Source organism: Alteromonas sp. PRIM-21 (genome assembly GCF_027563165.1).
Classification (GTDB): Bacteria; Pseudomonadota; Gammaproteobacteria; order Enterobacterales; family Alteromonadaceae; genus Alteromonas; species Alteromonas macleodii_A.
Genome location: NZ_JADOEK010000002.1, coordinates 82,161 through 96,730, shown reverse-complemented (window position 1 = coordinate 96,730; position 14,570 = coordinate 82,161). Strand labels below are relative to the sequence as shown.

The following is a 14,570-nucleotide window of genomic DNA, read 5'->3' as shown; positions in this document are numbered from 1 at the left end:
TTTTGTATACTTACAAAGAGTCGATAGATTCACTAGGCTCAGTAAACCAAACTGGGCCCTCTTCGGTCATATAAAAGTGATCTTCTAAGCGAATACCGAACTCGTTTGGCACCACTATCATAGGCTCGTTACTGAAACACATGCCAGGTGCTAGCGGGTGAGGATTATCTTTTACTAGATACGGCCATTCGTGAATATCCATGCCTATGCCATGTCCCGTTCGATGTGGCAAGCCTGGTAAGTTATAGTCTGGCCCTAAGCCGTCGTTCGCCAAGCTCTCTCGGGCGGCTTTATCTACATCGCCGCAAGGAACACCGACTTTTGCGGCATTAAATGCCGCAAACTGTGCGCGCTTTTCGCTTTCCCACATTGCCTGTTGTTTATCGGTTGGCTCACCAAAACAATAAGTTCGAGTGATATCAGAGAGGTAGCCATGAACCTTACAACCGGTATCAATCAATACTAAGTCATTTTTCTTTAATACCTGCGGGTCTTTAACGCCGTGGGGAAACGAGGTCGCTTTTCCAAAAAGCACGATGCAAAAATAGTTACCGCTAGCGCCTACTTTTTTATGTGCATCATTAATAAATGCTTCAACTTCTGTCGTGGTTATGCCTTCATAAAGCATACTGGCTGTGGCTTTGTGCACAGCAAGGGTCATGTCCATGGCACGCTGAATGAGCGCGAGTTCATTGTTCGATTTGTGCATACGACAGTGCGCAGTTACCTCAGCACCATTGATGATTTGCCATGGTTGTTCCAGCAATTTATTAAAACCATCTACAATAAAAAATTGCGTAGACTCATCAACACCCAGCTTGCTGCCACCCGCTGTGTCCAGCTCACTCAACATAGAAATGGCAAGCGCGTATGGGCTTTCATGTTCTTGCCAACCGATAATCTCGCCTTCTACTAGTTTACGCTCGTTTAATGAGTCTATTTCAAACGTAGGGGCAAGATATACAAGGTCGCCTTTTGCAGGCAAAAGCGCGCCAACTAAACGTTCGCTGGCGTACCATTGCATGCCTGTGAAATACGCTAAGTTAGTCCCCGCGTTTAGATATAACGCGCCAATGCCATGCTGCTGCATGTAATGCTGCGCCTTGGCAATTCGGGCTTTGTATTCAGAGAGTTCTATGGGTTGCAGATCGCCCGTCATGTTGACGAGGCTATCTAAAGCCTGTTGTGGTGTTTTTGTGCCTATTGTTCTGCCCATTTTTTTGTCCCTACACTGGCGCAAGGCTGATTATCTATTGGAGTGTGCATCAGCTCGCCTTAACTATGAATTTATTTAAACGGGCACACTGTACAATAATGGGTAGGAAAGTCGAGATAAGCGAGGGTAGCGATGCCTGTTGAATGGCGTAACTATTGCTGAACACTGGCTTACTACAACTCAATTTTAAAGAGCACTTTTCCACGCAGCTTCTGGAAGTAAGTACAAACCTTTCTCGCTTGTTGCACCTTCATTCACAATATAGCCGATGCCAGCAGCCATCACGGCTAGGGTTACGTCAAACGCATTGATGCTGTCACCATAGCCCGCTGTTAAATTAAACATAGAACCATCAGCGAGAAGATACAGCGTTTTATCGCCCAGCTTATAAGCGTTCACATAAGGCATTGGCTCATTGTGACTAGCGTTATTTTTAAGATACGGCACATCAATTTCTTGCGCCACGTGACCCACATTTAAAATAAACGCGCCATCTTTCATGCTGTCTAAATGACTTGAATTCACTACGCCATAGGCACCAGTTGCAGTAGCAATAACGTCAGCTTGGCTAGCGGCTTCATTTAAGTCGACCACTGGCCAACCGTCGTATTTCGCCTGAAGTGCTCTTGCTGGGTCAAGTTCTGCAACTTGAACCTGCGCTCCGAACGCCTTTGCCGACGCAGCAACGCCCTGCCCTACCAAACCATAACCAATAACAACCACTACTTTTTCGTGCAGGGTTAAATGTGTGGTTTGGAAAAAGGTTTGCCATGCGCTTAAACCCACCATGTGCCTGTTGTGAAGCCCTTCTTTAACTGGCAAATCATCCCAGTTAAATATCGGATAATTTGGCGCCATACCATTTAAGCGGTTAATGCCAGAACCCGTTGCTTCTAAGCCCGATACAATGCTTGGAACTGGCTTGTTTGCTTTTATATTTTCATGCAGTCGAGTAGTAAGGTCCGCCCCCATTTCACATAAGTGAGTGGGTTGCCATGCTAGCGCTTTATCGAATGACTCAGACCAATCAGCATCGCTCATATCTCGCCAAGCATGAGCCGTTGCGCCCTTATCTACAAGATAAGACACAACGTCATCTTGTACCGTAGTTGGGTTGCACGTGGTCAAAAAGATATTGCAGCCTCGTGAAAGTAGCCCCTCTACCAAGGGTGCCATTTTCAAATCTAAATGCATATTACAGGCAAGCTTGACGTTAGAAAGATCGGGAAGTGCATCGATAGCCTTACGAGTGCGAGGCATATGCAGGCTGGCCCACGCCAACTCTGCTTGAAAGTCTTGGTACATGAAAAGGTTACTCTGAGAAAACTAAGAACAGTTATACTACGTCAGGTATCCTGCAATTCACAAGTTGTGATTATAAAAGGGCTTTTTATATAAAAGCCCTTTCAATAGCTTTATTGGTAGGTAACGTTATCAGCGTGATATTCTTCATTGTTAGCCTTAATTTTAGGCGTATTGTTATGCTTTACATTTTCAATGACGGTAATTGGTTCGCCGTTAGTTAAGTAGAGCGAAATTGGCGCGCTGTCTGTAATGGTAGTATCGTCAATATGAAGGTTTTGTACGCCGTGAAAATACATAGAAGCGCCAGTCCTATGGGTTTTACCTTTTCCAACGTTTTGCAGCGTATTACCTTTTACCTTTACCATAGGGCCAAAAGTACTTTCATCAAAGCCACCGCGGTACACGGTTACCACTTCCTCTTTTACATCGGTAAAGGTGTTGTCTTCTAGCGTAAGGTTTTCAACACTGTACACGCCGAGATCTTCTGTTTCTTTATTCAGCGAGAGAATAGCGCCCGTGATATTGCTCATGTCAGAGTTAGCAATAACAATTTCATCAGCAAATGTACCTGGGTAGGCTTTAAAGAAGTAGAAGTAGCCATTGATGTTAAGGTCTGTCACTTTCACATTATCTACAAGTAGTGAATAGTTGATGTTCATTGAAGAACGACTAGTTCTGATAATGCTATTGCCTTTGTAATCTGGCGAAGCAGCGCCATCAAACCAGAGATTATTCAGCGTTAAAGCCCCACCATTGCGAATAACGATAAAGCTTGGCTTCTCAGAACGGACAACAGGTTTAGCCCCCGGCTTTGCCATAATCGTAACCGGGTGCTTAATATTCGCAAAGCGGGTTAACAAATATTCGCCACCATTTTCCAGCACAAGCGTGTCGCCTGGTTTACTATTTTCAAGGGCATTAGCAAGGGTATCTATGCCTGGGCTAACAGTAATTTCACTGCCGCTTCCAAATGCTACTTTGCTGTCTTTTTTATCGTAATAAGGTGCGCCAGCCATATCTTTCGTAACAGGCAGTTTTATTTCACCAAACTCGATATCGTCTATTAATTTTTGCTCAGGCGTTATTAAGCCGTATTCGTTCTTCGCTACCTTATAAGGTGCTTTCGTAAAGCCTTTACCAATTGGGTTTTCAGACGTTTGCGTTAACACATTACCTTTAAAGTTTATGCCCGATACATCATCAAATACCGTAATGGGTGTATCGTTGTATTTACCCAAAATAATGTTGTTTTGCATTTCAGAACTTTTCGGTGGTGCTGAACGCTCTTCGTCCGCTCCAGCGCCCAGTTGAATATAGTCGCTGTCGATAACGATATTATTATTCATGACAGATTCAATCACCGGGTCGTAGCGGTTAGGCGGTGAGTTAGGTACACCGTTCATGATCACAAGCGCACCGCGAAAACGTCTACCCGTTAGTCCATATAGGTAATTATTCTTGACGGTTTGGTGTTCGTTAATAATGCGAATACCACCGGTATTTGGCTTTCTATTGCCAAGAAAGTAGTTATTTTCTACCCGTGTGTAGTGCCCGTGGCGCATGGTCAATGTGCCCTGCGCTTCATAGAACACGTTACCTAAAAAGGTGTTGCCGCTAGATTTGTTAGAGATAATTTCATGTTCTCCACTGGTGCGGTCGAAATAGTTGTATTGCACTAGTGTATTGGCATATTCGCGAGAAAAGTGACTGGTGCCTATGCGTAAGGTTTCACCACCATTAGCACCGAGCACCTGTCTTGGGCCGAAGTAGTTGTACTCTATAACGTGGTGATTCTCTCTACTTTCTTTCGAGTTCATTCTTACCGCAACCGTTACACCCCGGTTACGTTTATTAATAAACGAGTTATGGTCGATACGATTGTGTTTGCCATAAATAGCAAGCCATAAATCTGAAAGCTCGCGCTCTGGGTGACTAAAATCGTCAATAACAACATTCGTTAAACGAGAATAACTCGCCAGCTCTGTGGGCGAGGTTTTAAATGCAATCACTTCGCCTGTGGGTGTATAGCCGCGAGTAAACACTAAACCATCCACTACTAAATATTTACCTGAAAGACTTAAATTAGACTGACCGGTAATTATCACCTTACCTGGGGTTTGTGCGTTTAAGGTTATAGGTTTCTTTTCAGCCCCTTCACCTTTAAACACTAGTTCAACGTTTGCCCACTCACCGTTCGCAAGGGTAATAGTGTCGCCAGGCTTTGCCCTTTCTACTGCTTCGTTAAACTCTTCAATATTAGAAACAAGAGCGGCAAATGCTGAGCTACTGAAAAACAGCAATAGCGCTACAGCCAGAATATTAAGTCTACTTACCAATATATGATTCATTTTCTAACCTTGTTATCAACAACGCTGACAGCGTTAAATGGCTGAGGCGTTAAACATTTCGATTTATAAATTCAATCGCAGCATGAACTACTTCACCTACCGGCATCGCCACATCTATATGTTTTCCATAGTACGGCAACTGGAAAGTATTTAGCTGTGAACGTAGCAATTTGGGGTCGAAAAAGTGATCGTTACGAGAAGACAGTCTTGAAGCCAACAAAGCTTCACTGCCTGTAAGCACTATCCAATGAATAGGCAACGTTTTATTCGCGCTTAGTATATTGCGGTACGCTTCTTTAAGTGCCGAACACGCCAGCACCGCCCCTTCTGCTTTAGCATGTTCACGGAGTAAATTAGAAAGCGCTTCTAACCAAGGAAGCCGGTCTTCGTCATTGAGCGCCTTTCCCCTCTGCATTTTTTCTATATTCGCTTTAGAGTGAAAATCATCTCCGTCGAAAAACGGAAGTGAGTAGTGCCCAGCAAGTGCTTTACCGATGGTTGACTTACCTGTACCTGACACGCCCGCAACTACAATCAACATAGCAAAACCTTATACTTGTTCAAAAAGCGCTACCACGCCGTTAGCTGAAATGATGACCGCAAAAATAAAAGCCATCACTAATAGAGTATTTAGCAACTTTCCTGGCGCATCTTTTTTCATTAAGGCTTTTTTGTTTGCCAAAACTAAGATACCTAAGGTGACTAATGGCAATACAAATACATTGAATACTTGAGAAAGTATCTGCCCTTTTATCGGGTTAAAGCCGAACACGGGAATAATAAGTGCCACTAAGCATGCGATACCTGTTATCACTTTGAACTGTGTTGATTTTGTATCTAGCTTACCCGAGCGATAATCTGCAATAAGAAGTGGGGCTATTAGCAGACAAGGAAACACGGAAGAAAGCCCTGCCGCTAGCGTCCCAAAAAAGAATACAGTCAATGCCGTTTTACCAGCTATTGGCTCAAGGGCATTCACCATGTCTAATACATGCGTAATTTTTTTCCCTTCATGAAACAGCGCACCATGAGCAACCGCCATGACCGATGCGCTAATGATGAACACCAAAATAGCGGCGACAATTGCATCTTTCTTTTGCTGCCCCTGATTTGCCATGCCCCAGCCTTTACCCTGAATAAACAAAGGGCGAGATAAAAACGTGGCAGCGGCCATTGTTGTGCCAACGAACGCCGCCACCATCATCTTGCCACCTGGTATATCGGGTATTGAAGGTACAAAGCCAGCAACGACCTCGGCAGGAAGAGGGCGTACAACAAATAACGAGAATACGAAGGAAAGCCCCATACACGATACAAACATCACCAGTATTTTTTCAAAAAGAGAGTATTTACCGATGAGCATGATGGCGTACATTATGCCAATGACTGACACTGCTATACCTAATACCAACTCGTATTTGTATTGGTTGAGTGAAGGAGAATAAAGCGCAAGCATTTCAAATATGATATTTGACGATATGCCGAGGATGCCCATTAGGGAATTCCACTGTCCGAATGTTACGCCGACTATAATCAAAATAGCGATAGCACGACCGAACTTAAGGTGTTTTTTAAATGCGTAAAGTGCCGTTTCGCCAGTGACAATAGCGTAATTACCATACGCATAAATAAGCGCGCCCGAAAACAAGCAGCTTAAAAACAAGACCCATAATAACGACATACCGTAAGTGCTACCTGCCACTATCATAGAAGTAACGCTGCCGGTTCCTATGGTATAGCCTATTGCAAAAAATGCCGGTCCGAACGCCATTAGCTTCTTAAGAATCGACAACATTGTACTACCTCTTATAATAATTTATTCGGCACACTTAAAGCTTTCACAGGCTTACGCCATGTATACGCCACCATTAATATCTAAGGTAGCGCCCGTTATGAAACCATTGTATTCAGACGCTAAAAAGGCTACGGCCCGAGCTACATCTTTAGGGTTCCCTGCCCGCTTTAACGGTATTTCACTGATGGTTTTATTGGCTGACTCGTCGGTGGTGTGGGTGGAATGAAAGCGCGTTCCTAGTATAAGGCCAGGTGTTACCGCGTTTACCCGAATACCATCGCCCGCAAGTTCAGCGGCCAAAGAGCGAGTGAATGTGAGCACCGCGCCTTTTGACGTAGAATATGCAAGCGAGCCTCCATGCCCCCCTTTTCTTCCAGCTAGAGACGACAAATTCACAATCGATGCGCCATCTTTTGCAGACTTTAAAAGGGGTAAGAGAACGCGGCTAACCATCATGGTTGAGGTAACATTCACCGCAATTACTTTTTCCCAGAACGCATTGTCTATATCGTCTAGCGTATGGCGCTCTACAAGGTCTCCGGTGTTATTCACCAAAATATCTAAAGAAGGCGTTAAGCCTAGGATGGTTTTAGCGAACTCATTCACTGTTTCTTCTTTTGTTAAATCGGCTTGAACAGGGATTATTTCTCCAACTCCCGATTCCAAGACTTCTTTTTGTAACTCTTTTACCGCGTCTTCAGAGCGGTAATAGTGAACAATGACTGTTGCGCCTTGTGATGCTAACTCGGAAGAAATGGCCCCACCAATTCCACTAGCTCCGCCCGTAACTAATGCTTTCTTGCCAGATAATGAATTCACTTTCGCTCCCACGTTTTGTCGAAAAACTTAAGTTAATAAACCGTTTTAGTACATTTTCAAATTAACATAGAGCCATGCCATGTCAACACAAAATAAACATCAAACCAACAAAAGATAAACAAAAACAAAACTATTACACTTTGGCTTTTCTATTTTTAATCAATAACTTACAACCGAAAAGCGGAGAGAAATAGCAAAATATAACGTATAGACTTTTGTCTAATTAGGGCAGATCGCCTTTGTTCAAACTCAACGAAAATAAAAAATAAGCACTATAAAACATCAACTTAAAACAATTTTCTTTAAATTGGTTATTAAAATATGAGCTTTTAAATAAAAATAATGTTGACTAAATCAAACTCAAATGTAACTTTATTGTAAACATCCTGCGGCGCGGGATTTTTTACAAACAAAAACTAAACCGGTTTAGTTAGAAAAAAAGACTTCACATGAAATTTTTAATTCGGGGTTTGTGAGGTATTAAGCGGATCAGCTTTTCGGAGAAGCGAAATGAAAAACAAATTATCTAAACTCACCCTTGCCATTTTATCTGCCTCAAGTGTTGGCTTCACGTCAGCGAGTGTTGCTCAAGAAACGCAAGAACCAGAGAAAACTAGCGATGTAGAGGTTATTGAAGTAAGAGGTATCGCCAGTAGTATTGCAGAATCGGCTCGCCTTAAGCGATACGATTCTCGTATCGTTGACGCTATCGTTGCAGAAGATATTGGGAAATTACCTGATAACAATATTGCCGAGGCGCTGCAGCGTATTACTGGTGTTTCAATAAGCCGAGAGTTTGGTGTAGGTGAATCTGTCACCATACGAGGTATTTCGCAGAACCGAGTGGAATTAAATGGACGCTCTACTTCAGGCAGTGGACGAGGGGGTATAAGTTTAGCTGATTTCCCATCTAGCTTTCTGAAAACAGTGGAAGTAGTGAAGTCACCGACTCCAGAAATGATAGAAGGTGCGTTAGGTGGAACCATTAACATGACAACGGTTAGACCGTTAGAGCTTAATGAGCCACTTGTGGCCTTCACACTCGACGGAGAATACGCTGACAAGGCGGAAAACTGGGCTCCGGTGTTTTCTGGAGCTGCAGGAACAAACTGGGATTTAGGGGATGCGGGTACTTTTGGGGCTTCGGTTTTTATGTCCTACCAAGACCGAACACTGAGAAGAGATGAATTTTTTAACCTTGTTACCCCTACCGAGTTAGATTTAGATGGCGATGGTACAAGTGATCAAGCCAATACACCTAGCGGAAATTACCTTGTTCGCAGCCAAAATACCGTAGAACAAAAAACGGAGCAGCGAGAGCGAACTGCTTATGGACTTTCGCTGCAATGGGCGCCGAAAGATACCGATGCTTTTGTTTATTTAGATATTAACACCACCGAACTTGATGGCGGGCAAGAAGCCTATTCTGTTCTTAACGACAGCAAAGACTACGGCGACCTAGTACTTGATGATGCATACGACGATGCGCAAGGTCAGCTGGAAAACTTTGGCTCAGGCAGCGTATTTGTTCAACCAAAAACCTGGGCTGACTTCACAACAAATGAGTCGACTTCTAATGCATTAGGCGGTGAATGGTTTATCACCGACAAGCTGAAGATATCCGGTGAAATTGCCTATACAAAATCTGAAAGCTTGCGCACCAAATCCGAATTTAACCTTCGCCCTATATCCCGCTCTCAATATGAAGAAGATGGAACAATTACTGAACACCTATTTACCATCACCATGAGCGGTGAAGGTGACCAGGTTCCTGGGATTGCTTTTTCCGACCCGGATGCGTTATTAGATCCGAATAATCTCGCAATTAGGCAGTTTACACACCAACGCTATTATGAAGAAAATGAAGAAACTGCCATTCGCTTTGATGCTGAATATATTGAGCCTTTTTCTAACTTAAGCTTTTTAACTAAGATTAAAGCAGGTGTTCGCACTACCGATAGAGACTATGAATTAGACAGGTTTGATCTTAGAAACAACGGTAGTGAACTTAAAAACCTTCAAACCAGCGTATCTTATGATGGTGTTGTTACCCCGACATGGGTCGATGAATTCAACGAAGCCTTTGGCGGCTTTAAAGAAATTAACCACAGCAATTCCTTCGATCAAAGCGGAATTGCCGGTAACAATGCACTTACCCACTATTATGTTTATGACGGGGCCGCCTTAGCCTATGATATCAATGGTACATACGACCGAGTTCAGCAAATGCTGGAAGGTAGCAATATGGCGTTAACTGGCTCGTTAGATGATAACATGGTCAGAAATACGGGCTCCTACGCGCAGATTAACGAAGAAACTCAAGCCCTATATGCGCAGTTTCACTTAGACTTTGACGCTTTAACCGCTGTGGTAGGTGCTCGTTACGTTAAAACTGACTTAACCTCAAACACCTTTGAACAAAGCGGTGAGTACGACTATTCAGATTTCTTACCCAGCCTGAACGTCACGTACACACTCACCGACGATACAATACTGCGATTCGCCGCGGCTAAAGTAATGAGACGACCTGAGTTTGGAGAATTAAGCCCCGCACTTAGCATTGATAATTCACTAGTAACCGGTACACAAGGCTCTTATCAGCTAGACCCGTATCGAGTGACCCAGTACGATTTTTCTGCTGAACACTACTTTGGCGAAGGTGGCATGGTGTCAGCTGCCATCTTTTACAAAGACGTAGAATCATTCACCGTAGCAAGCAGCTCTTGTGTAGCAGATCCAGACACGGTAGAGGGGCAGAATGTTACTGAATACGTCAACGTATGCTTGCTCGACACGGCTGGTGTTAGCCAAGCTGATGTGAATTATGTAACAGGTGACCAAGACCTTGCCTACGTTGAGGCCCAGCGCGATGCAGGCCTAACCGGTATTGTTATTGATACTGACGTAAATGGAGGTAGCGGTGAGGTTGCAGGGGTAGAGCTTGCCTATCAACAGCAGTTTAGCTTTCTTCCTGGCATGTGGTCTGGCTTAGGCATTAGCACAAACTATACGTATGCAGATAGCGAACAGCCTGATGGCAACCCCTTACTAGATATTTCTAATCACACTTTCAATGGTCAAATTTATTGGGAGCACGCTGGCTTCCAAGTTCGTCTAGCGTATAACTGGCGTGACAAGTATCTTGATTCACAAGATGAAAAACGGGTTCGTCCTGTTGGGGCACTAGCTACAGGCATTTACAATAGAACTAACCCAGACGAGCCGTTCTTTGATCCAACCCTTGGCAATAACTATCGCGATGCACGGGGTCAGTTCGATTTCTCTGCAAGCTATGATGTGAACGAGAACATCACATTGGTCGCTAACGCGGTAAACCTTACGGCTGAACCTTACACCCAGGTTTCCGAACTCGACAGCATTTGGCTTTACAGCGAATCTGATCGTCGCTTTACCCTTGGAGTTCGCGGGCGCTGGTAAGAAGCGCACCGCCTCTAATAATAGCGCTGTAGTGTGCTGCAGCGCTATTTTCTCTATCCCAATCTATATTTAATATCCTAGGTTAATTCTATGAAAACAAGAACGCCATTGGTGGCGGCTAACATCCTAATTGCCTTCACTCTTGTAGGATGCAACGACAAATCAGTACTCGAAGAAGATACTTCCATAAAAGTACCCGGTGATAAATTCGATTTGAGTGGGTGGAATATTATGCTTCCTGTTGATGACGACGGTGATGGTGCAGCAGATCGGGTTAAAAACAGCGCACTCAAACAATATCAGCACGAAACGTTCTTTTACTTAGATGCAGATAACAATATGGTATTTGTGGCCCCTAACAAAGGCTTTACATCGCCCACATCAACAAACACCCGTAGTGAACTTAGACAAGTTTATACCAACGAAAATGGGCAAGTACCTAGTTATGAAAGCCCTCGTAATTACTTCGCGTTAACCTCCACGCCGAACAACGAAAACTTTGCTGCTATAGGCGGGCGAATGCAAGCCACACTTAAAGTTAATCACGTGTCGTTAAATGCAAAGTATGCCGATAGGCCACCCGCTTATTCCGTGGTTGTGGGGCAGATCCATGCTGCAAAATTAAATGATGAAAAAACGGAAGACGCTGGCTTTGGTTGGGGTAATGAGCCTCTTAAAATTTACTACAAAAAGTACCCTAACCACGAAACAGGAACTGTATTCTGGAACTACGAAAGAAACCTCCCCGAAAGCCACCCAGAGCGCATCGACATTGCCTATCGGGTATGGGGAGATGGTTGGAACGATGAAACAGATCCAGGTAGTGACGGCATAGCCTTAGGTGAATCCTTCAGCTACGAGATTAATGTTTATGGCGACACCATGTACCTAACGTTTTCAGCTGCAAACCACCCCACTGTTAAGCACCAGATAAACCTAGCGAACAATATAGATGCTTCTGGAAATGCTGATAAGCACGACGACCCTATCGGATATAAAAACGACTGGTTGTTTTTCAAAGTTGGGGCGTATAACCAATGTAGCACAAAGGATGCGCCAACGTTTCGCTATCCAGCTTGTCCCGGTACAGGGAACTGGGAAGTTGATAAAAAAGCAGGTAACTATACCAGTGTTTCATTTTCTTCTTTACAATTGGGCGACGCGGTAGCGCCTAAGTAATGCGGAAAACCATTTGATACGTAAGTAGTTAGAGAACATTAAATGAATAAAAACAAAGTAAGACTCGTTGACGTTGCGACAAAAGCCGGCGTTTCAAAAAGTACCGCATCTCAATTTTTAAACGGTCGCTTCGACTTCATGTCGTTAGATACCCGCCTTCGTTTGCAAAAAGCAGTCGAGGAATTAAATTATGTACCTAACAACATTGCGCGCAGTTTAAAAACCAATAAAACCCGAACTCTAGGGGTTATTGTTCGCGATATCGCAAGCTACTATACAAGCCAAGCAATACGAGGCATGGACGATTACTGTAAAAAGCATGGCTACGATCTGTTTATTTACAATTCTGACTTCGACCCTGCTACAGAAAAAAGCGCGCTAACAACGCTATGCCAGCTTAATGTCGATGGCGTTATTATTGCCTCCTGTGGTAACAACGCAAAGTTAATCGAAGATATTTCGAACAATACCGTGCCGGTAGTCCAGTTTCAGCTTGAACACGATGATTGCGATACGGGTATTGTTGTTGCTGATTACAAACGCGCATCGTTCGAAGCTACCGAGTACCTTATTGAACTAGGTCATAAAGATATTTGCTTTGTCACTCAGCAGTTTGAAACTGTGAAGTCACGCCAAGAGAAATATCAAGGTTTTGTTGATGCTCACAACAAGCACAATCTGCCGGTTAAGGAAGAGCTAATTCTTCATTGGAGTAGAACCGAGGGCTTAGCCGCTTCCCCAGTAGAGCTTCTTAAATCTGAATTAGCCCCTACCGCTTTTTTCACTCAACAAATTGCCATTACCGTTGATGTGTTGAAGGCGCTAGAACAAGCAAACGTTAATATTCCCGATGACGTCTCGTTATTAGGTTTTGAAGAAATACCTATGGCAGAGTTTTTCAGAGTCCCCGTAACCGTGGTAAGACAGCAACCTTACGAAATAGGCAGTGAGGCAGCTAGCATGCTATTGAACAAGATAAAAAGTGGAAAAGCCTTTAACACCCGTACCCTGGTTCCCTGTGAACTCGTACTGAGAGAATCTTGCTCTACAGCAAAGACGACAGTAAAGCTTTAAGGAGTAGATGTTTCCGCTCCTTCGTCTGATACCACCACTTTATTGTGCTCGTCCACTTTGCTAGGCGCAAGGCTCACTTCAATGTTAGTCAGCGTTGCTAATACAAATATTAAGTTAGCCTATCAACAAAGATTGTGAAAGCCTTGACTAGCTAGCACAAATCATTACCACTTGTTGTTTGAGGTATTACCAATTTACTTTATGCATAAGAGCATAAACTTGGCATACTATGCCTTTTGCTGCCTATTCACAAAGCAGTAATCCATTGTTCTGTTCTGCAAATACACTTAAGGGCGTTAGTTCTTTTTTATGCTTAGCTTTATAACCAGTACGCTTATTCCTGTATTGATCCTTCTTTTAATGGGTTGGCTGTTTTTTCGAATTAAGTGGCTTAATGAAGGGTTTATTGAAGCTGGGTCAAAGCTGGTATTTAACGTTGCGCTCCCTGCTCTACTATTCTTATCAATCGCGAGAGCTGACTTTTCCAAAGCCGCGAATCTATCTCTTATGAGCGTGGGAGTGATAGGAACACTTATAGTATTTGCTGCGCTTATGATTATCTCTCACCTGACAGTACACCCGTATAAAGCCAGAGGTGTTGTTGTGCAAGGCGGTTTTCGAGCCAATATGGGTATTATCGGCTTAGCCTATTGCGCTAACACCTATGGGCAAGAAGGCCTAGCTGTAGCGTCTGTCTACATGGGGTGTATTACGATCTTATTTAATGTACTGTCAGTGTTTGTTCTTAACTTTTATCAAGGTACGTCGCGTTCATTAATGGGCCAAGTTACCGGCATGGCGAAAAACCCGTTGATCTTATCAATTGCCGCAGCCCTGCCCTTTTCCTACTACGAATGGCAGCTTCCAGATACCCTAGTGAAAACAGGGGAGTATTTCGCTCAACTTACTCTACCACTTGCACTTATATGCACCGGTGCCTCACTGCAGTTCCGCTCTTTTTCCAGTGACTGGTTTAATATTGTGCTTAGCACAACCAGTAAATGCGTGGTATACCCAACTATATTGGTTGCGCTTGCCTATGCTTTTGGGTTTAAAGGAATGGAGCTGGGCATTGTTCTACTTCTCGCCATTTCACCAACGGCTGCGGCAAGTTATGTCATGGTTAGAAACTTAGGTGGTGATTACCGTTTAGCGGCAAGCATTATCGCAGTCAGCACATTAGCGTCTTTACCGATTACCGCCCTAGCCTTTGGGATACTAAGCAAATTACATCTGGTGTAATACATAAACTCTTTTACTGTTTCCGCGACGCTACTTTGCCAGAGTATTTTTCGCCGCTTTTAAGGTGTATAGGCATTAAGCTGCTCGTTTCAGGTAATGACGCTTAAAAACCTGCCTTACCAATTAATTAAAAAAATTTACCAAAATATTTAAT

10 protein-coding genes are annotated in these 14,570 nt (G+C 43.6%); 4 read left to right on the top strand and 6 right to left on the bottom strand.

Annotated features, from left to right (window positions below):
* Positions 1-10 precede the first annotated feature (10 nt).
* The 6 genes from IW644_RS04830 to IW644_RS04805 all read right to left on the bottom strand — a co-directional run bounded on the left by IW644_RS04830 (position 11) and on the right by IW644_RS04805 (position 7,483).
* Positions 11-1,216, bottom strand: a complete 1,206-nt coding sequence (locus IW644_RS04830) for a M24 family metallopeptidase (RefSeq protein ID WP_269916641.1) — start codon at positions 1,214-1,216, stop codon at positions 11-13.
* A gap of 186 nt (positions 1,217-1,402) precedes the next feature.
* On the bottom strand, positions 1,403-2,521 hold the full coding sequence (locus IW644_RS04825) for an adenosylhomocysteinase (RefSeq protein ID WP_269916640.1): 1,119 nt from the start codon (positions 2,519-2,521) through the stop codon (positions 1,403-1,405).
* A 110-nt stretch (positions 2,522-2,631) separates the two neighbouring features.
* Positions 2,632-4,869, bottom strand: coding sequence for a polysaccharide lyase 6 family protein (locus IW644_RS04820; RefSeq protein WP_269916639.1), 2,238 nt, complete (start codon positions 4,867-4,869; stop codon positions 2,632-2,634).
* A gap of 49 nt (positions 4,870-4,918) precedes the next feature.
* Positions 4,919-5,410 carry a gluconokinase gene (locus IW644_RS04815; RefSeq protein WP_269916638.1) on the bottom strand — a complete coding sequence of 164 codons (492 nt, stop codon included), beginning with the start codon at positions 5,408-5,410 and terminating at the stop codon, positions 4,919-4,921.
* Between the two features lie 9 nt (positions 5,411-5,419).
* Positions 5,420-6,664: an Nramp family divalent metal transporter gene (locus IW644_RS04810; protein WP_269916637.1), complete on the bottom strand. Its 1,245-nt coding sequence runs from the start codon at positions 6,662-6,664 to the stop codon at positions 5,420-5,422.
* 51 nt (positions 6,665-6,715) lie between these two features.
* Positions 6,716-7,483 carry an SDR family NAD(P)-dependent oxidoreductase gene (locus tag IW644_RS04805; protein WP_269916636.1) on the bottom strand — a complete coding sequence of 256 codons (768 nt, stop codon included), beginning with the start codon at positions 7,481-7,483 and terminating at the stop codon, positions 6,716-6,718.
* A 510-nt stretch (positions 7,484-7,993) separates the two neighbouring features.
* Between IW644_RS04805 and IW644_RS04800 the strand changes: the two genes are divergently transcribed.
* From IW644_RS04800 to IW644_RS04785, 4 genes are all read left to right on the top strand, one after another.
* Positions 7,994-10,921: a TonB-dependent receptor gene (locus IW644_RS04800; RefSeq protein WP_269916635.1), complete on the top strand. Its 2,928-nt coding sequence runs from the start codon at positions 7,994-7,996 to the stop codon at positions 10,919-10,921.
* Between the two features lie 90 nt (positions 10,922-11,011).
* Positions 11,012-12,100: a polysaccharide lyase family 7 protein gene (locus tag IW644_RS04795; protein WP_269916634.1), complete on the top strand. Its 1,089-nt coding sequence runs from the start codon at positions 11,012-11,014 to the stop codon at positions 12,098-12,100.
* A gap of 42 nt (positions 12,101-12,142) precedes the next feature.
* Positions 12,143-13,174 (top strand): substrate-binding domain-containing protein, encoded by a 1,032-nt coding sequence (locus IW644_RS04790; RefSeq protein ID WP_269916633.1) that lies wholly within the window; start codon positions 12,143-12,145, stop codon positions 13,172-13,174.
* 309 nt (positions 13,175-13,483) lie between these two features.
* A complete protein-coding gene (locus IW644_RS04785; protein ID WP_269916632.1) occupies positions 13,484-14,416 on the top strand; it encodes an AEC family transporter in 933 nt (310 codons plus the stop codon).
* Positions 14,417-14,570 lie beyond the last annotated feature (154 nt).